At 64.8% G+C, this 18375-nt stretch carries 19 protein-coding genes; 11 read left to right on the top strand and 8 right to left on the bottom strand.

The genetic code is table 11. From position 1 onward, the window contains the following. Positions 1–21 precede the first annotated feature (21 nt). Together WBF69_RS03340 and waaC are read right to left on the bottom strand one after the other, a co-directional pair. The gene (locus WBF69_RS03340; protein WP_424261191.1) at positions 22–1359 is read right to left on the bottom strand and encodes a 3-deoxy-D-manno-octulosonic acid transferase; all 1338 of its coding nucleotides are present in this window, start codon (positions 1357–1359) and stop codon (positions 22–24) included. Further along, the gene (waaC, locus tag WBF69_RS03335; protein ID WP_424261189.1) at positions 1356–2333 is read right to left on the bottom strand and encodes a lipopolysaccharide heptosyltransferase I; all 978 of its coding nucleotides are present in this window, start codon (positions 2331–2333) and stop codon (positions 1356–1358) included. Before waaC ends, WBF69_RS03340 begins: the two co-directional genes overlap by 4 nt. Positions 2334–2436: 103 nt before the next feature. Between waaC and WBF69_RS03330 the strand changes: the two genes are divergently transcribed. Further along, positions 2437–2958 carry a gamma carbonic anhydrase family protein gene (locus WBF69_RS03330; RefSeq protein WP_424261187.1) on the top strand — a complete coding sequence of 174 codons (522 nt, stop codon included), beginning with the start codon at positions 2437–2439 and terminating at the stop codon, positions 2956–2958. A 24-nt stretch (positions 2959–2982) separates the two neighbouring features. Here the strand turns inward: WBF69_RS03330 and WBF69_RS03325 are convergent, their stop codons facing one another. From WBF69_RS03325 to WBF69_RS03310, 4 genes are read right to left on the bottom strand one after another with little or no spacing between them, the layout of a single operon-like run. Beyond that, the gene (locus WBF69_RS03325) at positions 2983–4038 is read right to left on the bottom strand and encodes a glycosyltransferase family 4 protein (protein ID WP_424261185.1); all 1056 of its coding nucleotides are present in this window, start codon (positions 4036–4038) and stop codon (positions 2983–2985) included. A 40-nt stretch (positions 4039–4078) separates the two neighbouring features. Beyond that, positions 4079–5446: a bifunctional UDP-N-acetylglucosamine diphosphorylase/glucosamine-1-phosphate N-acetyltransferase GlmU gene (glmU, locus tag WBF69_RS03320; RefSeq protein WP_424261183.1), complete on the bottom strand. Its 1368-nt coding sequence runs from the start codon at positions 5444–5446 to the stop codon at positions 4079–4081. Between the two features lie 19 nt (positions 5447–5465). Then, on the bottom strand, positions 5466–6128 hold the full coding sequence (locus WBF69_RS03315; protein ID WP_424261181.1) for a PhaM family polyhydroxyalkanoate granule multifunctional regulatory protein: 663 nt from the start codon (positions 6126–6128) through the stop codon (positions 5466–5468). A 38-nt stretch (positions 6129–6166) separates the two neighbouring features. Continuing rightward, complete coding sequence (locus WBF69_RS03310; protein ID WP_424261179.1) at positions 6167–7009, bottom strand: NUDIX hydrolase; 843 nt, start codon at positions 7007–7009, stop codon at positions 6167–6169. Between the two features lie 252 nt (positions 7010–7261). Between WBF69_RS03310 and coxB the strand changes: the two genes are divergently transcribed. From coxB to WBF69_RS03285, 5 genes are all read left to right on the top strand, one after another. Then, complete coding sequence (gene coxB, locus WBF69_RS03305) at positions 7262–8422, top strand: cytochrome c oxidase subunit II (protein ID WP_424261177.1); 1161 nt, start codon at positions 7262–7264, stop codon at positions 8420–8422. Between the two features lie 81 nt (positions 8423–8503). After that, positions 8504–10105, top strand: a complete 1602-nt coding sequence (gene ctaD / locus WBF69_RS03300) for a cytochrome c oxidase subunit I (RefSeq protein ID WP_424261175.1) — start codon at positions 8504–8506, stop codon at positions 10103–10105. A 36-nt stretch (positions 10106–10141) separates the two neighbouring features. Then, a complete protein-coding gene (locus tag WBF69_RS03295) occupies positions 10142–10258 on the top strand; it encodes a cytochrome oxidase small assembly protein (protein WP_424261173.1) in 117 nt (38 codons plus the stop codon). After that, on the top strand, positions 10255–10446 hold the full coding sequence (locus tag WBF69_RS03290) for a DUF2970 domain-containing protein (RefSeq protein ID WP_424261171.1): 192 nt from the start codon (positions 10255–10257) through the stop codon (positions 10444–10446). The genes WBF69_RS03295 and WBF69_RS03290 overlap by 4 nt, the downstream gene beginning before the upstream one ends. A gap of 21 nt (positions 10447–10467) precedes the next feature. Then, positions 10468–11346, top strand: a complete 879-nt coding sequence (locus tag WBF69_RS03285) for a cytochrome c oxidase subunit 3 (RefSeq protein WP_424261169.1) — start codon at positions 10468–10470, stop codon at positions 11344–11346. A 21-nt stretch (positions 11347–11367) separates the two neighbouring features. Here WBF69_RS03285 and WBF69_RS03280 read toward each other — a convergent pair whose 3' ends face one another. After that, the gene (locus WBF69_RS03280) at positions 11368–11580 is read right to left on the bottom strand and encodes a twin transmembrane helix small protein (protein WP_424261167.1); all 213 of its coding nucleotides are present in this window, start codon (positions 11578–11580) and stop codon (positions 11368–11370) included. Here WBF69_RS03280 and WBF69_RS03275 point away from each other — a divergent pair. Genes WBF69_RS03275 through WBF69_RS03255 form a run of 5 tightly spaced genes read left to right on the top strand, consistent with a single transcriptional unit; the run spans position 11579 to position 15572 of the window. After that, positions 11579–12364, top strand: coding sequence for an SURF1 family protein (locus WBF69_RS03275; protein WP_424261165.1), 786 nt, complete (start codon positions 11579–11581; stop codon positions 12362–12364). The genes WBF69_RS03280 and WBF69_RS03275 overlap by 2 nt on opposite strands. Next, positions 12361–12978, top strand: a complete 618-nt coding sequence (locus WBF69_RS03270) for an SCO family protein (RefSeq protein ID WP_424261255.1) — start codon at positions 12361–12363, stop codon at positions 12976–12978. Before WBF69_RS03275 ends, WBF69_RS03270 begins: the two co-directional genes overlap by 4 nt. Before the next feature lie 3 nt (positions 12979–12981). Further along, positions 12982–13995, top strand: a complete 1014-nt coding sequence (locus WBF69_RS03265; protein WP_424261163.1) for a COX15/CtaA family protein — start codon at positions 12982–12984, stop codon at positions 13993–13995. Positions 13996–14004: 9 nt separating this feature from the next. After that, positions 14005–14910: a heme o synthase gene (gene cyoE, locus WBF69_RS03260; RefSeq protein WP_424261161.1), complete on the top strand. Its 906-nt coding sequence runs from the start codon at positions 14005–14007 to the stop codon at positions 14908–14910. Between the two features lie 50 nt (positions 14911–14960). Then, a complete protein-coding gene (locus WBF69_RS03255; RefSeq protein ID WP_424261159.1) occupies positions 14961–15572 on the top strand; it encodes an SCO family protein in 612 nt (203 codons plus the stop codon). Here WBF69_RS03255 and WBF69_RS03250 read toward each other — a convergent pair. Continuing rightward, positions 15567–18173, bottom strand: coding sequence for a cation:proton antiporter (locus WBF69_RS03250; RefSeq protein ID WP_424261158.1), 2607 nt, complete (start codon positions 18171–18173; stop codon positions 15567–15569). The two genes, WBF69_RS03255 and WBF69_RS03250, sit on opposite strands and share 6 nt — an antisense overlap. Positions 18174–18375: the final 202 nt, after the last annotated feature.

Here is an 18375-nt window from a genome sequence, read left to right as displayed (position 1 = left end):
CAACCGAGCGGGGGGCGGGCATCAGGGCCCGGCCCGCTGCGCCAGCAAATCCTCGATGCCATTGACCACCCTGGCCACTGCCCCGGCATGCTGGCGCACCCAATCGCACCCCGCCTGCCCCGTCTGCGTCAGCACGGCGGGATCGTCCAGCCAACGTACCGCCTGACGCAGCGCCTGATCGGCATCGCTCACCTGCACGAGCGCGCCCGCCGCACGGGCATCCGTCACCGCCTGCTCGAAATGCGCCGTATGCGGTCCGACGATCACCGGACGCCCCAAGGCGCTGGCCTCGATGAAGTTCTGACCGCCCAGCGGCGCAAAGCTGCCGCCCACAATGGCGACCTGAGAGCAGGCGTAATACCAGGGCATTTCCCCCAGCGTATCGCCCAGCAGGACTGTCGCCTGGCGGCAGGCGGCCAATGCAGAGCTGCCGCCATCGCCCAACGCCACCAATTGCGTACGGCGGATAAAGGACAAGCCTGCAGCCTGCAATTGAGCGGCGGCTTCGTCGAAACGCTGCGGGTGCCGGGGAATCAGCATCCACAGCAGGGGCGAATCCGATTCTGTCCCCGCTGCCGCGGCGCGTTCGTGCAGATGGCGGATGCCCCGGATGAAGGCCGCGTCCTCACCCTCGCGCGTGCTGGCAATGGCAATGACTCGGCTTCCTAGTTGCGCCGCGAAATCCTGCCCGCGCGCGACCTTATCCTGATCCAGGCCGACGTCGAACTTGAAATTGCCCGAGACGCTGACCTGCCTGGCCCCGAGGCGTTCCAGGCGTTGCGCATCCGCCAGCGACTGGGCGTAGGTCCGGGTGATGCGGCCATAGGTTTGCCGCATCAGGCCGCCCAGCCGCTCGGTGCGCCGCAAGGCGGCTTCGGACAAGCGTGCGCTGGCCAGTATCAGCGGGATGCCGGATCGCTGGGCGGCAAACACCAGATTGGGCCACAGCTCGCGTTCGATCAGCACCCCCAGGGCAGGCTGATGATGCTGCAAGAATCGGCGCGTGGCACCGGGAAAGTCATAGGGCAGCCACGCCTGCTGCAAGACGCCCGTCGCCAGATCGGCGGCATGCGCGCGCCGGCCTTCGGCCAGCCCGGTCGCCGTCATGTGCGTCAACAAGACCCGATGGCCGCGGTCCAGCAACGCACGAATCAAGGGCTGAGCCGCCCTGGTTTCACCCAGACTGACGGCATGAATCCAGATCGCCCCGGCAGGCGGCGGCGTCTCGCGGTAACGACCAAAGCGCGTGGCATCCAGCACCGCCCAATGCCCACCCGCCCGACGCGCCCGCATCCCCATCCAGGCCAGCAGCAGCGGCGACAGAGTCGCCAGCAGCCAGGAATACAGCCAACGGCTCATGGGGCTTCCGGGACTGAGCGGGCCGCGTCCAAGGCAGCATCGATGGCCGCCAGCACCTGAATCGCATCCGGTTCCTGCCCGCGCTCGCCCAGGCTGGCGGTATAGGCCGCCCCCTGCAGGGGGGTGCGGACCGGCGTCGAAGCCTTGTAGATGCCGATGGTCGGACGCCCCAAACCGGCGCTCAGGTGTGTCAGGCCGCTATCCAGCCCCACCATGATCCGCGCGCGGGCCAACTGATCGGCCACCTGCCGCAAGCCCAGGCGCGGCAGGACCTCGGCCCCGTCGCGCCCCTGGATCAGCGCCCGGGCGCGCGCCTGTTCGGATTCGTTCCCCGCCAGCAGACGCAAGCCCAGGCCCTGCGCCTGCAGGTGATCGAACACCTGCCGCCAGTGGCTGGCCGGCCAGAGCTTGTCGTCGCGACTGGCGGAAGGCATGATCAGAGCCACAGGTTCGACCACGACCTGATCGGTGATGGCTTGCAGGCCGAATTCGGGCGGCCCGTCAAAGGCATAGCCGAACGCGGCGGCTGCCAACGTGCGCTGGCGGATGATGGCCGGCTGCCAGAATTCGACCCGATGTTTGACGTCGTAGAACAACGATGCCAGCGGCTCGCGCGCCGATTTCCAGTCCAGCCCATGCCGCTGGCCCCGCGCCTGGCGCACCAGCCAGACCGATTTCAGCAGGGCCTGCATATCCAGGATCACGTCATACTGCCGGGCGGCCAGATCCGCCCGCAAAGCGGCGCGCTCGCGGCGAGTGCCCGCATCCCACCACTGTTTGCGCCAGCGCCGATGCGCCACGGGGATGACCTCGCGCACGGCGGGATGCCAGGCGGGGATCTCGGCGAAGGATTCTTCGGCGATCCAATCGATCTGCGCATCGGGCACGTGCCGGGCAATATCGGAGATGGCCGGCAGCATATGCACCAGATCCCCCAGCGAGGATGTGCGAACAATCAGGATACGGGTTGTCATGCCGCGATTATAGGCGGGCGACCGCCTCTGGCGCGGGGCTGGTATCCTTATCCGCATCGCATTGAGCCCTGTCGCAGACCGCTTGCCATCCGGAGCACCGACCATGACCTGCTACGCCCTAGGGGATCTGACCCCCAGCATCGATCCTTCCGCCTATATCGCCGCCGAAGCCACCGTGATCGGCGCAGCCACGCTGCAGGCCGGCGCCAGCATCTGGCCGGGGGCCGTGGTCCGCGCCGACAACGAACCCATCGTCATCGGCGAAGAATCCAACATCCAGGAAAATGCCGTGCTGCACGTCGACACAGGCAAACCGCTGACCATCGGTCGCCGGGTGACGGTCGGCCACCAGGCCATGCTGCACGGTTGCACCATCGAAGACGGCGCGCTCATCGGCATCCAGGCCGTGGTGCTGAATGGCGCCGTCATCGGTCGCCATAGCCTGGTTGGCGCGGGGGCGCTGGTCACCGAAAACAAGGTCTTCCCGGAACGATCCCTGATCCTGGGAGCGCCCGCCAAAGCAGTGCGCACGCTGTCGGACGACGAGGTCGCCGCCCTGCAGCGCAGCGCCAAAGACTATGCAGCGCGCGCGGCGCGCTACAAAACGTCCCTGACGCCGTTGTAAGCCGCAGGGCTTCCAGGGCAACAATCAGGCGGCGCGCAACTGGCGATACAGTCGTTCGTACGCGGCTACCATGACCGGCACGGAATAGACCTGCGCCACGTGCGCCTGGGCGCGCTGCGCCATGGCCTGGGCGGCGTCGCCATGACCCAGCACCCACGCGATGCGCCGCGCCAAAGCGGCGGCATCGCCGATCGGCGCCAACAAGCCGCGATCCGGGTCCAGGATTTCCCGGTGGCCGCCCGCATCGGTCGCCACCACCGGCAAGCCGGCCAGGCAGGCATCCAGTACGCTGGTGCCCAGCGCCTCGAACCGGGAACTGCTGACATAGACATCCGCCAACGCCAGGAAATCCGCCACCTGCGGCTGAAAGCCGACGAAACGGTAATGATCCTGCAGCCCCAGAGCCTGAACCCGGTGACGGGCGAGTTCCGCCGCGGCGCCATCTGCCCCACAATGCAGACAGACGATATCGGGATGATCGGCGCGCAGCAGATGCACCGCCTCGATCAGGGCCAGAGGATCTTTTTCCGGACTGAGCGCCGCCGCCGTCACCAGCACGCGCCTACCCTCCAACGCAAACCGCTGCCGCAAGACGGACACATGCGGCAGATCCGGCGGCAGCGCCAGGACGGCGCTGGGGATCACCAGCGCCGGCAGGCCCAGCGCTTCGGGCGCTGCTGCCGCCGCCTGACTGATCGCCACCAGCGCATCGACCCGCGACCACTTCCATCGCTGTCGACGCGCCCTGTCCGGCGCATCGAAAGCCGTGCGCCGGGTAAACACCAGCGCGGCGCTCAAACAAGGGCGCAACACCGCCAGCAGGCTCATGGCCTGGGCCGTCTGCGCATGGATGATGTCGTAGGCGCGTCGCTGCGCCAGCAGCACGCGCACCAGCGCCGCGCTGCCCGCGCAGGGATGCACGGGAATGCCCGCTGCCTGGGCGCGCTGCGCCAGCGGGCTGCCGGCGCGCGCCGCCAAAGCGATCTGATGGCCTGCGGCCTGCAAGCCCTGCAAAGTCAGCAGCGTCTGGCGTTCGCCGCCGCGCCACCCCTTTTCCAGATTCAGGTGCAGCACACGCATCGCGTCATCTCGGTGTCCAGCCGCACGAATGGGGTCGGCATCAGGCCTTGCGCACCGGTCGCTTCCAGCCCGGCACGGTCTGTTGGGACGCACGCGACAGCGTCAGTTCGCCGGCGGGCGCGTCTCGCGTCAGCGTGGTGCCGGCCCCCAGGGTCGCCCCCTGCCCCACCCGCACAGGCGCCACCAGCTGGGAGTCCGAACCGATGAAGGCATCGTCTTCGATCACCGTCTGGAATTTGTTCACGCCATCGTAGTTGCAGGTAATGGTGCCGGCACCGACATTGACCCGCTCGCCGATCACGGCATCGCCCAGATAGGCCAGGTGGTTGGCCTTGGATCCGCGACCCAGGCGTGTTTTTTTCAGTTCGACGAAATTGCCGACATGCGCGTCCGGGCCGATATCGGCCCCTGGACGCAGACGGGCATAAGGGCCGATCCGGGCGGATTCGCCCACCTGGGCGCCTTCGATGTGCGTATAGGCATCCAATGTCGCGCCAGCCCCTATATCGGCGTGACGAATCACGCAATGCGGCCCGACGCGCACCCCGTCGGCCAGCCGGACGTTGCCCTCGAACACGCATCCCACATCGATGAAGACATCGCGCCCGCACTGCAGATCGCCGCGCAGGTCGAAGCGGGCGGGGTCCGCCAGGGTCACGCCCTGTTCCAGCAGGCGGCGGGCCTGTTCGCCTTGCCAGATGCGTTCCAGCTGGGCCTGCTGCACACGACTGTTCACGCCCAGGGTTTCCCAATGCGCTGCTGGTTGGGCATGCGCCACAGGCATATCGTCGCGTACCGCCAGGCCGACGATGTCGGTCAGATAGTATTCGCCTTGGGCATTGTGATTGTCGATCTGTCCCAGCCAGCGCTTCAAGGCGGCGGTGGGCGCAGCCAGGATACCGGTATTGACCTCGGCAATGGCGCGTTCGGCCTCGCTGGCGTCTTTGTGCTCGACGATGCGCTGCACGCGGCCTTGGGCATCGCGCACGATCCGGCCATAGCCGCTGGGGTCGTCCAGGGTTTCCGTCAGCAGCGCCAGCCCGTCGCCGCGCGCCTGCAGCAATGCCTGCAGAGTGGCCGTCTGCACCAAAGGCACGTCGCCATACAGCACCAGGCAGGTATCGTCCGCATCCCCTTCCAGCAAGTGCGGCAGGGCCTGCATGACGGCATGTCCGGTGCCCTGTTGGGGCTGCTGCAGGGCAAAGGTCAGCCCCTGGTCGGCATAGCTGGCCTGCACACGGTCTGCGCCGTGGCCCACCACGACCACGACCCGGTCGGGATTCAGGGCGCGCGCAGCCCCCAGCACATGGCTGAGCATGGGCTGTCCGGCAATCGGGTGCAGCACTTTAGGAAGATCGGACTGCATGCGCTTGCCCAGGCCGGCAGCGAGAATGATGATGTTCAACATAAAGTAACGGTATGAGGTATCAGCGGGTGCGGGACTTGCTGGTCGAGGCCGCCTTGGAAGCAGCGGCCTTGCGAGTCGAAGAGGCTTTCGCAGCGGCGGGCTTGCGAGCCGTGGTGGATTTGGCGGGTTTGGCGGATTTGGTTGCCGGCGCGCGTTTCTGTTTCGGCGCAGCACCTGCGGCGACTGTTTCGGCCGCGTCGGCCATGCCGCTCAAGCTGGAGGCGGTTGCGTCGCGCAGCTGCTCGAATTGCTGCTGGACCATATTCCACCAGTCGCCGGCAGCCTGGGCATACGCCTGACCGGCTTCGTCGGCCTGAGCGCCCGCGGACGCGGCTTTGCCCGACGCAGCCGCCTTGCCGGGCGTATGGGGAAATACGCCCCCGGCAAAAGACTGCAGCGTCTGGAGCGTGCTGCGCTGAATTTCCATCCCTTGAATGGTGCTGGCCAGCATCGTGGCATTCAGCTGCAGCCAGTTCTGCACCGTCTGCAGTTCCCGGATGCGTTGATCCAGGTCTTCCAGCGACATGGCCGGCATCGCGGGAGTATCGGCGCGCCCGGCCCCGGCCAGGCTCTGCCAGGCTTGACGCATCATGTCCAGACCGGCGAACAAGGGATTGCCGGCGGCGTCTCCTTGTTGACCGAACCCAGGCAATACGAAGGGGTTGGAAGAATCCTGTGCCATGATGGTTTCTCCTTTGCCGGGTCGCGCCGGCATGTCAATCAAGCGGTCAAAGAAGCAGACGGCGCGCCCAGGCGCCGCCGCAAAGAATCCAGGATGCACAATTCGGCTTCCAGGGTAAACGCGCCGTGCAGGATCATGTCCCACAAATCGGCCATGCCGACGCAACGGAATTCCAGGACTTCGCCGTCCAGATTGGAAGGCGCCGTCGCGGCATCCAGCACGCAATCACTGAGACAGACCGTTTCGACCTGATAGCCGTCCGGCAAGCGGCGGTGCATGCGCAGCACGGTACGCAAGGGGCTGTGCGCAGCCAGTGCCACGGGCACGAGTCCGGCTTCTTCGTGGGATTCGCGCAACAGCGCGGAGGCGGGGTCTTCGCCCGCGGCCACCAGCCCGCCCGACAAAGTATCCCAGAGCCCGGGATCGGTGGATTTGTTGAGCGCGCGACGAGCGATCCACAAGCGCCCATCCGGCGCCCAGCCGTTCAGATGGATCGCCTGGGTCTGCAGCCCCAGCGGACGCACGGCGCCACGTTCGATGCGCCCCAGCTGGCGGCCTTCGGCCACCACGTCCAGCAATTCGTCGCGCCAGCTGCGGATGCAGCCCGCGTCTCGTAGGGCCAGCGCCAGATTGCGCAGGACACCGTCCAGGCTGAGACGCGCGGCGGGAGCCGCAGTCAAGTGCGCGGCTTCGGCTTCGATGTGCACACCGGGCCGCCCGTCAATCGCCGCCAGGGCCGCCGGCCCGATCCACCCGGCCACCCGCCCCGCCACCGTGACTGGCCGGGCGCCTGGCGGCGGCAATTGCTGGGTACGGCGCACCAGGCGCGCGCTGCGCGCAGCCAAGTCGTCCGAGGTGAAAACCGCAGAGGTGGAATTCATCGGGGCATTGTAGTGGAAGCCTGAACGGGATAGGTGGAAACCCGCGAAAGCCCAGGAATAGGGCAGAACCCCGTCTGTACAAGCCGAAACCCTTAGCTATAATCCCTTCAAGCTTATAAGGACATCGCAGGCCTCAACTCTCGCGGCTGCAGGACCTGACGATCCGATCATGTGTGCAGGGCCCGTTTCCCTCGTGTGTCTTTGACGAAGGTCTACCCGCCCCGAAGAACACACACCAACCAGAGGGACGACATGAAGATGGTCAGAGGGTTGCTAGGCATGATCGCGCTGTCATGGATGACAGGCGCAACCGCACAGGTTCAGGACGTACCAGGGGGGCCAGCGGTCAACCAGCTGAACGTTACTCCGGGGGTCACGCCGATCTCCCTGGAAATCTACGAATTGCACTGGATGATCATGATCGTCTGTACGATCATTTTCATCGGGGTCTTTGGCGTGATGCTGTATTCCATCATTCGCCACCGCAAATCCCGGGGCTACAAACCCGCCAAGTTCGACGAAAACCTGTCCATCGAACTCACCTGGACCGTCATTCCTTTCCTGATCATCGTCGCCATGGCCATCCCGGCCAGCCGCACGCTCGTCGCCATGAAGGACACGTCGGGCGCCGACCTGACCGTCAAGGCAACCGGCTACCAGTGGAAATGGGGATACGAATATCTGGACGGCCCGGCGACCGGCGTGTCCTTCCTGTCCAATCTGTCCACCCCCCAGGAACAAATCGACGGCAAGGCCCCAAAAAGCAATACCTATCTGCTTGAGGTCGACCGCCCCCTGGTGGTGCCGGTCGGCAAAAAGGTCCGTGTCGTCCTGACGGCGTCCGATGTCATCCACGCCTGGATGGTCCCGGAATTCGGCGTCAAGCAAGACGCGGTGCCCGGCTACCTGCGCGACACCTGGTTCCGCGCCGACAAGGTCGGCACTTACCGCGGCCAGTGCGCCGAACTGTGCGGCAAGAATCACGCCTACATGCCCATCGTCGTCGAGGTCAAATCCGCCGAAGACTACGCTCAGTGGGTCAAAGACCAAAAGGCCGCGATGGCAGCGGCCACCGAAGACCCGAACAAGACCTGGACCAAAGACGAACTCGTCGCCAAAGGCAAGGACATCTTCGCGTCCACCTGCGTGGCGTGCCACCAGGCCAACGGCCAGGGCATACCGGGCACCTTTCCGGCCCTGAATGGCGACACCAAATTCGTGCTGGCCCCCATGAAAGGCCAGATCCTGACGGTGCTCAATGGCCACCCCGGCACCGCCATGGCGGCATTCCGCGATCAGCTCAACGACGTTCAGCTGGCCGCCGTCGTCACCTATACCCGCAACGCCTGGGACAATGCCGGCAAAGGCCCGGACCCCGTCGTGCAACCATCGGACGTCAAGGCTTTGCGCTGACATCCGCCGCACCACGGCTCCATCCCATATCCTATTTTTCCGCGCCGCGTCGCACGCAGCGCGTCCTCGAAGGAGGCATACATGAGCAGCGTCACCGCAGACCACATCCCGCCCAGCACGGGACATGACGAACACGCACACCACACCCCCACGGGCTGGCGGCGCTGGGTGTTCGCCACGAACCACAAGGACATCGGGACGATGTACCTGATCTTCTCGTTCTGCATGCTGCTGGAAGGCGGCACCCTGGCGCTCCTGCTGCGCACAGAACTCTTCGAACCCGGCATCCAGTTCTTCCAGCCCGAACTCTTCAATCAGTTCACCACCATGCACGGGCTGATCATGATCTTCGGGGCCATCATGCCGGCCTTCGTGGGCTTCGCCAACTGGATGATTCCGCTGCAGATCGGCGCATCCGACATGGCTTTCGCCCGCATGAACAACTTCAGTTTCTGGTTACTGCCGGTAGGCGCCATCCTGCTGACCGCGTCGTTCTTCGTCCCCGGCGGCGCCAACGCATCCGGCTGGACCATGTACGCGCCGCTGTCGCTGCAGATGGGGCCGGGCATGGACTTCGCGATCTTTGCCGTGCACATCCTGGGGGCCTCGTCCATCATGGGGGCGATCAACATCATCGTCACCATCCTGAACATGCGCGCCCCCGGCATGACCATGATGAAGATGCCGATGTTCTGCTGGTCCTGGCTGGTCACGGCCTACCTGCTGCTGGCCGTGATGCCGGTGCTGGCCGCCGCCGTCACCATGCTGCTGACCGACCGCCATTTCGGCACCCACTTCTTCAATGCCGCCGGCGGCGGCGATCCGGTGCTGTACCAGCACGTGTTCTGGTTCTTCGGACACCCCGAGGTCTACATCATGATTCTGCCGGCCTTCGGGATCGTGTCGCAGATCATTCCGACCTTCGCCCGCAAGCGCCTGTTCGGCTATTCCTCGATGGTGTACGCCATCTGCGCCATCGCCATCCTGTCCTTCCTGGTGTGGGCGCACCACATGTTCACCACCGGCATGCCGGTCACGGCCCAGCTGTTCTTCATGTACGGCACCATGCTGATTTCCATCCCCACCGGGGTCAAGGTCTTCAACTGGACGGCCACCATGTGGCGCGGATCCATGACCTTTGAGACGCCCATGCTGTGGGCCATCGGCTTTATCTTCGTGTTCACCATCGGCGGCTTCACCGGACTGGTGGTGGCCATCGCCCCGATCGACATCCAGGCTCAGGACACGTATTACGTGGTGGCGCACTTCCACTATGTGCTGGTGGCCGGGTCGCTGTTCGCCCTGTTCGGCGCCGCCTACTACTGGCTGCCGAAATGGTGCGGCCACATGTACGACGAAAAGCTGGGCAAGCTGCATTTCTGGAGCAGCATGATTTCCTTCAACATCGCCTTCTTCCCCATGCACTTTCTGGGGCTGGCCGGGATGCCGCGCCGCTATGCGGACTATGCCTCGCAATTCACGACCTTCCACCAGGTGTCCACGATCGGCGCCTTCTGGTTCGGTCTGTCGCAACTGATTTTCATCTATGTCGTGGTCAAGGCAGTGCGCAGCACCGGCCCCACCGTGCCCGCCTGCCCCTGGGAAGGCGCCGAGGGCCTGGAATGGACGGTGCCTTCGCCCGCGCCCTACCATACCTTCGTCACCCCACCCGACTATAAATAAATAAGGCTGGATACCGGCATCACTGGAAGTTTCGTCATGACACCTGAACAACGTCGCCGCAATCGTCGCACCGGATGGATCCTGGCTCTATTCGCGATCGCCATCCTGGTCTGGACCTTTGTCCGCGCCAATCTGTACGGGGTCGCCGATTGAGCGGGCCAGGCGCTTTTCTGCGATCGGTGCGCACCATCGCCTGGGCGTTTCTGGGCCTGCGCAAACGCTCCGGTCATGACGACGATCTGAACCGCATCGGCCCGTCGCATCTTATCGTCGCGGGCCTGCTGGGCGGGCTGGTATTCGTATTGCTGCTGCTACTGGCCGTCCGGCTGGTCACAGCCTAGAATCAGAAAGAGGAGAACAACATGACAGCAGTTGCACAGACAGCGGACGGCAGCAAAGCTCCTTACTATTACGTCCCGCCCCACTCCGCCCACCCGATCCAGGGCAGCCTTTGCATGCTGGCCACGCTGCTAGGCGCGGCATTCTGGGTCAACGACTACGCTTTTGGCCGCTGGCTGTGCATCGCCGGCATCCTGTGCATGTTCGTCGTGCTGTTCAGCTGGTTTGGCGATGCCATTCGCGAATCCGAAGGCGGCATGAACAGCAAACGCATCGACCATTCCTACCGCTGGAGCATGACCTGGTTCATCTTTTCCGAGGTCATGTTCTTTTCCGCTTTTTTCGGGGCGCTATGGTACACGCGGGAAGTCTCCACCCCGTGGCTGAGCACGCTGGATTCCCAGACGCTGCTATGGCCCAGTTTCACAGGGGCCTGGCCTAATTTTGGCCCAGCCGGCACCGTCGCTCCGTTTGAAGCTGTCGGGCCATTCTGGTTGCCGACCATCAATACCGCCCTACTGCTGACATCGGGCCTGACCCTGACCATCGCCCACCACGCGCTGCGGGCTGCCCAGCGCCAAAAAGCCATTCTGTGGCTGGGTCTGACCATCATTCTGGGCTTTACCTTTGTGGCCTGCCAGGCGTATGAATACCACCACGCCTACACCGAACTGAACCTGCGCTTTACGTCCGGCGCCTTCGGCGCGCTGTTCTACATGCTGACCGGCTTTCACGGCTTTCACGTCATACTGGGGGCCACCATGCTGACGGTGATCTGGTTGCGCCTGGTACGCGGCCATTTCACGGCTGAACACCACTTCGGATTCGAAGGCGCAGCCTGGTACTGGCACTTTGTGGACGTCGTCTGGCTAGGCCTGTACATTTTCGTCTACTGGGTGTGACATCCCCCCCCCGGCGCCGGTTCACCCCACGGTGACCGGCACCCCGTTGGCCTCGATCCACCCCAGGGCATGCGCCAACAACAGGAACAGGAACAGCAGGATGGACAGGCCCACCCGCCAGGTCAGGGCCCAGGCCATCCGACCGCTACGCCCCTGATCCTGCATCAGAAACATCAGGGCCGAGCCCAAGCTGGCGACAATCGCCAGAAACAGGATAACAATCAGCACTTTCATGGATGGATTCCCGGTCTTAAGAAAAAAAACCCTGGCGGCCATCGTATTGCTGATCCTGCTGACAGGTATCTGCATCGCGGCGGGCCAGTGGCAATTGGGCCGTGCCCATGAGCGCGAAGCCATTCACGCCGCCCGCTTGGCCGGCCAGCAAGCGCCGCCGCTGACGCTGACGACCGACACCCCTGCCGGACCTGAATGGCATCGCGCCAGCGCTCGGGGGCAATGGCTCAATCCGTTTACTGTACTCCTGGATAATCGTAACCTCAAAGGTCAGCCTGGTCTCTGGGTAGCGACCCCATTGGCCCTGCAGGATGATCCCGGCGCCGCCGTGCTGGTGCTGCGCGGCTGGGTCGCCCGACCGATGCCGCCCGCCGTCCTGCCCGATCTGCGGGCTGCCGAGGGGCCGGTCCGCATCCAAGGCACCCTGCTGCGTCAGGTGCCCCGTCTGCTTGACCTCGACCAACTGACCGGCGGCGAGGGCGCGGAACTGCCACGGCCCTTCCCGTCCTTGGACGGCGTGCCGCCGCGCATGCAGAATCTGAGCCTGGATGCGCTGGCGGCTGCCACCGGCCTGCGCCTGCTGCCCGTCGTGCTGGAACAAGCCCCTACCCAGGATGTCGGCCTGATCCAGGAATGGCCCGGCCCATCGGATAATGCCAGCCAGAACTACAACTACGCCGGACAATGGTTCAGCTTCGCCGCCATTGCCCTGATCGCCGCCGCTGCCATCCTATGGCGCTCCTGGCGGAAACCCGCCGCCCCATCAGAATCGGACGCACCCTGACCATGACGACTGTTCCCGCCCGCCCCCGTTCCATCACTCCGGTCATCGCCATCTTTCTGGTTGCCCTGGCGCCCGTGGTGTTCGCCCTGCTGGCCTACTATGTGCCGGCGCTGGGCCTGCGGCCCGCCATCCAGACAAACTACGGCCAGCTGCTCGAACCTCAACGCCCGATCCCGGACACCCTCACCCTGCGCGACAGCCAGGGGCAGCCGTACGATCTGAATCAGCTCAAAGGGCAATGGCTGCTGATCAGCACCGGCCCCGGCGCCTGCCCTGAATCCTGCGTGCGCGGCCTGTTCGTGATGCGCAATTCGCATGCCAGCCAGGGCAAAAACGTCGACCGCCTGGAACGCATCCTGTTCGTCACCGACAACGCCCCCATCGCCCCGGTCGTCGGTGATGCCTATGTCGGCACGCACGTGCTGCGCGCCGATCCTGCTCAGCTGGCAGCCTGGTTGGCGCCCGGCGCCGCCGACCCCGCAGCCGCGCTGGCCTCGGGCCTCTGGATCGTCGATCCCTTGGGCCATCTGATGATGCAGTTCCCAGATGGCCAGGACCCTGAAGGCGTGCGTGACGACATCCGCGTCCTGCTGAAAAATTCCCGGATCGGATAAGCAGTGACCGCCTATCGCCGCCTGGTTTTTCTGGCCTGGTTCCTGACGCTGGACCTGATCATGTTCGGCGCCTTCGTGCGGCTGACCGATTCCGGCCTGGGCTGCCCTGATTGGCCGGGCTGCTATGGGCACTTCAGCCCCCTGGGGGCGCATGCCTCCATCCGCCAGGCGCTGGAAGCCATGCCGTATGGCCCGGTCAGCGCCTTTCAGGCCTGGGTCGAGATGATCCACCGCTATGCCGGCGCTTTCCTGGGCATGCTGATCATCGCCTTCACGGTCCTGGCCTGGCGCCTGCGTCATGCCCTGGCGCGCAGCCCGGCGCTGGCCACCGCCGTACTGGGCCTGGTCTGTCTGCAGGGCGCTTTCGGCGCCTGGACCGTCACTCATCGCCTGATGCCGCTGGTGGTCACCACCCATCTGGTCCTGGGCATGAGCCTGCTGGCCATGATGACCTGGCTGGCCGCCCGCGAAAAATCCCACGACCCGGTGCCGGCGGCGCTGGCCAGCGGTCGTGGCTGGATGATGCTAGGCCTGACCGTGCTGTTTCTGCAGCTGGCGCTGGGCGGCTGGGTCAGCACCAACTACGCTGCTCTGGCCTGCATGGATTTCCCGACCTGCCACGGTGTCTGGATGCCGCCCATGAACTTCCAGGAAGGCTTTTCGATGCTGCGCAGCCTGGGCCAGCAAGCCAGCGGCGACCCGATTTCCCAAGACGCGCTGACCGCCATCCACTGGACTCATCGCAATTTCGCCTTGGTGGTCCTGGCCCTGCTGGGCGTGCTGGCCTGGCGCTGGCGCGCGGTGCCCGGTCTGCGCGGCCCCGCCCGCCTGCTGCTGGCCTTGCTGGCCCTGCAACTGTTCACCGGGCTGACGACCATCTTCTTTCAATGGCCGCTGCTGATCGCCGTGATGCATAACGGCGGCGCCGCCGGCCTGGTGCTGGTCGGCACCACCTTGCTGTGGCGGCTGGCCCAGGCAGGGAAACTCCCTAGCGGCAGCCGCCGCCAGGACGCCTAGAATGATTCCATGACAACCGCCGCCGCTGCCCGCCACCCATCCCTGCTGCACCAATACCTGGTGCTGACCAAACCCAGGGTCACCCAATTAGCGGTGTTCTGTGCCGTCATCGGCATGTTCCTGGCGGTGCCCGGCATGCCCGATCTGGGCCGGGCGGCAGCTGCCACGCTGGGCATCTGGCTGCTGGCCGCCGCCGCGTTTTCCGTCAATTGCCTGATCGAACGCGAAACCGACGCGCGCATGCGGCGCACGGCGCGGCGCGGCACAGCATCCGGCCAGATCACCCCGCCCCAGGTGCTGCTCATGGCCGGGGTGCTGGGCGGCGCGGGCATGTTCATCCTGAACACCTGGGTCAACGCCCTGACCATGTGGCTGACCTTCGCCACCTTTGTCGGTTATGCCTTGATCTACACCGCCATCCTGAAACCCCTGACCCCCCAGAACATCGTCATCGGCGGATTGTCCGGCGCCATGCCGCCGGCGCTGGGCTGGGCCGCCATGGCCGATGCGGTGCCCGCCGAAGCCTGGGTGCTGGTGTTGATCATCTTCATCTGGACCCCGCCCCATTTCTGGGCGCTGGCCCTATACCGCCACCACGAATACGAGGAATCCGGCCTACCCATGCTGCCGGTCACGCACGGACAGAACTTCACCCAGTTGCACGTGCTGCTCTACAGCATCGCGCTGTTTGCGGCATCCCTGCTGCCCTACGTCATCCGCATGAGCGGCCCAGCCTACCTGGCCGCCGCCTGCCTGCTCAGCGGTCGCTTCGTCTGGCAAGCCTGGATGCTCTATCGCAACTATTCCGATGCCAGAGCGCGTAAACTGTTCTGGTATTCGATTTTGTATCTGGCCCTGCTGTTCGCAGCGCTGTTGCTGGATCACTGGGTCGGCCTGGCGTTGGGCACCATCTGATGTGATGCTTCCCGGTCGGGTCCGGCCCCCTGACCCCGATAGGTAGAAGCATGACCGCCTCTTTTTCTGTTTCCCGCCGCACCCTGCTGGCCGGCATCGCCGCCAGCTTGCCCCTGGCCTTGATCGGCTGCACCTCAAAAGCCGCCGAGCCCCTGCCCTTCGAAGGCAACGACATCAGCGGCACGCATCTGGGCAAAGACTTGTCCATGACCGACCACCATGGCGCCCTGCGTACGCTGGCCGATTTCAAAGGCAAGGTCCTGCTGGTGTTTTTCGGCTATACCCAATGCCCCGACGTCTGCCCGACCGCCCTGGCCCAGGCAGCCCAGACCCTGGAACTGTTGGGCGACCAAGCCGACAAGGTCCAGGTCATCATGATTTCCGTCGACCCGGCGCGCGACACCCCGGAAATTCTGAACGCCTATATGCAGGCCTTCGACCCGAGCTTCATCGGCCTGACCGGCACCCCTGAACAACTGGACAGCACCGCCCGTTCATTCAAGGCCTTTTATGCCAAGGAACCCGGCCCGACTCCCGAACAGTACGCGATGAATCATTCGGCGGCGTTCTACCTGATGGACCAGAACGGCGAAGCCCGCGCCCTGCTGGGGCCATCCCTGACGCCGGAAGACATGGCGCACGACATCAAGCTGCTGCTATAGGGCCGTCGTCGGCGCATCCGGCTGCGTCGTCGCGGCGGCCTGCTCCTGCGGCACCGACGCGACGGCCCGAGCCGCATGCAGATCGGGCAGCGGCTCGTGCTGACGCTGTCCGGATTCGAACTGCCGCCAGACCTCGACCGCGCGCAGGCGCTGATGCACAATCGCGTCGATCTTGTCGCGCAACACCGGGAATTGCGCCAGCAGGCGCTTGAAATCCTTTTCCTGCAGCATCAACAGCCGGCTATAGCCGATCGAGCGGGCCTGAGCCTGGAAGTCGTGATTCATGGCCAGCGCCATTTCCCCGAAAATCTGGCCGCTGCCCAGTTCGGCGGTTGTACCATCGGGTAGATTCAGCGCCACGGCGCCGGACGCCACGAAATACATGGCGTGGCTGCGCCCGATGCGGGTGTGAATCGCCTGCCCCGGCACCGCCAGGCGAGGTTTCAACACCTTGCCGATGGCACTCATGGTGGCCTCGTCCAGCCCCTCGAACAGGCTGACCCGCTGCACCATGGCCTCGGCGCTCAGGGCGATGTCCAGACCGGGATGCGTTTCCAGCGGCCCCCAGCGCATCTCGACCTGCTGGACCAAGTCGGAATACGCCTCGCCGCTGATCAGGTTGTGCGTCAGCATATCCCGGTAGTGCATGCGTTCCAGAGATCGCGCCATCCGCGCCAGATAGGCTTCCTGCAGATGCCGGGCATAGCTGGGGTACTGCAGCGTCAAGGCCTGCAACGCGCCTTCCAGCAAAGCCAGGCGCCGCTGATGGGCGGCAATGATGATGTCGGTGACCTCCGCCCCCAGCAAAGGCTGCACATCCGTGCGGGCAAACTGGATCAGGCGGCGGGCGACCGCCCATTTGCACATCAGATTGGTAAAGCGTCGGGCCAGTTCCCGCCCCAGCCAGAACGGCTTGCCCGTCAGATGATGCAGCCGCAGGGCCAGGCGCAGGGTACTGGCATAGCGCAGATCCCCTTCGATGGCGGATTCAAAACCCGCCAGGCCGCCGGTTCGCACCATATCCCCCAGGCGCTCGGCACGCGCCAACAGGGATTCTGCCGTGCGCCAGTCCACCACTTGGGCTTTCAGCGTTTCAAAGAACATTTCCTCTTCGCGGCCAGCCAGTATCCCCATGCCGACCGCGACCTTCTGGTCCATGGACAGCTGCTGCACCTGTGCCGCATCCATGCTGGTCTGACTGGCGTCGAACACCGCATGCAGGCGTTCCAGCACTTCCGGACCGATATGTTCGTGGCGGGCGATTTCGTCGATCCGCAGGCGCAGCGCTTCCAGTTCCACGATCTGCGCCTGATCGCGCAAGGTGCGGTCCACCGGCGACAACTGATCCAGGCCCAGACGGGCGATCAGAGGCCGCAGGGTCAGGCCGTTGACGAACAGCGTCATCAACACAAAGCCCGTTGTCACGACGGCGATGAACTGACGAGCTTCGTGCGGTACGGCCGGCTGTTCGGTCACCGCCAGCGCCAGCGCCAGCGATACCGCGCCGCGCAAGCCGCCCAGCAACATCACCGCCCGGTAGGACGGGCTGACCTGGGTGCTCAGGCGCAGCCGCCCCAGCAAGGGCAACAGGCCGTAGACCATGACGGCCCTGGCCCCCAGGGTGACGATGAAGACCACCAGGATCAGCAGGACCTCCATCCAGGTGATTTCCGCCATCATGCGTGGAATCAGCATGGCGGCAAACAGGAAGATCAGGGAATTGGCCCAGAAACCGAACTGCGCCCAGGCGCCCTCCAATTGTTCGAACGTGGTGGGCGACATGCGAGTACGGCCATTGGACCCCACCACCAGACCGGCGACGACCGTGGCCACCACACCCGATACGCCCAGGTAGTGTTCCGCCACATAGAACGTCAGATAGGCCAGGGACACCGTCAGCGTGATCTCGGCCGGCGGCCAGCCGCGCAGCCAACGGAACAACGAGGTGGCCAGCCGCCCCATGACCAGACCGGCCAGGCCGCCGCCGATGAAACTGAGCAGAAAACTGACTACCACCTGGGTCACGGAGGGCTCGCCGCCGCTGAACAGGACGCTGAGCAGCACGGAATACAAGGCGATGGATGCTGCATCGTTGAACAGGGACTCGCCCTCAACCAGGGTGGTCAGGCGGCGAGGCGCCCCGACTTCGCGAAAAATGCCCACCACCGCAACCGGGTCGGTCGTCGCCACGATGGCCCCCAGCATCAGGCAAACTACCAGGCCATAGGGGGAAATCGCCGCCAGGGAAAAGCCCACCGCCACCGTGCAGACCACGACGGCCACGATGGCCATCACCAGGATCGGGCTGATGTCATCCAGCAGCCGGCGGATATTCATCGCCAGTGCGGCTTCAAACAATAAGACCGGCAGGAAGACGTACAGAAACGTTTCGGAGGAGATCTCGAAGTTCTGCAGTGAATCCAGAAAATCCGCCACGACCCCCGGCGCCCAGCCATGCACATGGATGATCACGCCCAGCACGAAACCGACAATGGCCAGCAGTACGGAATACGGCAAGCGCAGACGCCCCGCCAGCGGCGGCATGAAGGAAATCAGGGCCAGCAGCCCGGCCAGGCCAAAGACCAGGAGGCCAATTTTCATGATCGAAGCACATTAGCAAAACCGTGACGCCTATTATGTTACAGATCGCAGGACCGTGTCTGAAACAAAGTGATGGCGTGAACAGCCGCCGCTCGTTGCGCGCTAAAAAAAGGGATGCCATAAAGGCATCCCTGGAACATCCGCTTCGATAGGGAGGGGAAGAGGAGAAGCAGAAGCGGACGACAGGACGGCGCAGCCTGAA

The sequence above is a fragment of the Castellaniella sp. genome, from assembly GCF_049673105.1.
GTDB lineage: Bacteria > Pseudomonadota > Gammaproteobacteria > Burkholderiales > Burkholderiaceae_B > Castellaniella.
This window is presented reverse-complemented; position numbering and strand designations above follow the sequence as displayed.

Coding starts and splice junctions, on each gene's coding strand:
- WBF69_RS03340 (WP_424261191.1), bottom strand. CDS start 1,359: ATGAGCCGTTGGCTGTATTCCTGGCTGCTGGCGACTCTGTCGCCGCTG.
- waaC (WP_424261189.1), bottom strand. CDS start 2,333: ATGACAACCCGTATCCTGATTGTTCGCACATCCTCGCTGGGGGATCTG.
- WBF69_RS03330 (WP_424261187.1), top strand. CDS start 2,437: ATGACCTGCTACGCCCTAGGGGATCTGACCCCCAGCATCGATCCTTCC.
- WBF69_RS03325 (WP_424261185.1), bottom strand. CDS start 4,038: ATGCGTGTGCTGCACCTGAATCTGGAAAAGGGGTGGCGCGGCGGCGAA.
- glmU (WP_424261183.1), bottom strand. CDS start 5,446: ATGTTGAACATCATCATTCTCGCTGCCGGCCTGGGCAAGCGCATGCAG.
- WBF69_RS03315 (WP_424261181.1), bottom strand. CDS start 6,128: ATGGCACAGGATTCTTCCAACCCCTTCGTATTGCCTGGGTTCGGTCAA.
- WBF69_RS03310 (WP_424261179.1), bottom strand. CDS start 7,009: ATGAATTCCACCTCTGCGGTTTTCACCTCGGACGACTTGGCTGCGCGC.
- coxB (WP_424261177.1), top strand. CDS start 7,262: ATGAAGATGGTCAGAGGGTTGCTAGGCATGATCGCGCTGTCATGGATG.
- ctaD (WP_424261175.1), top strand. CDS start 8,504: ATGAGCAGCGTCACCGCAGACCACATCCCGCCCAGCACGGGACATGAC.
- WBF69_RS03295 (WP_424261173.1), top strand. CDS start 10,142: ATGACACCTGAACAACGTCGCCGCAATCGTCGCACCGGATGGATCCTG.
- WBF69_RS03285 (WP_424261169.1), top strand. CDS start 10,468: ATGACAGCAGTTGCACAGACAGCGGACGGCAGCAAAGCTCCTTACTAT.
- WBF69_RS03275 (WP_424261165.1), top strand. CDS start 11,579: ATGGATGGATTCCCGGTCTTAAGAAAAAAAACCCTGGCGGCCATCGTA.
- WBF69_RS03280 (WP_424261167.1), bottom strand. CDS start 11,580: ATGAAAGTGCTGATTGTTATCCTGTTTCTGGCGATTGTCGCCAGCTTG.
- cyoE (WP_424261161.1), top strand. CDS start 14,005: ATGACAACCGCCGCCGCTGCCCGCCACCCATCCCTGCTGCACCAATAC.
- WBF69_RS03255 (WP_424261159.1), top strand. CDS start 14,961: ATGACCGCCTCTTTTTCTGTTTCCCGCCGCACCCTGCTGGCCGGCATC.
- WBF69_RS03250 (WP_424261158.1), bottom strand. CDS start 18,173: ATGAAAATTGGCCTCCTGGTCTTTGGCCTGGCCGGGCTGCTGGCCCTG.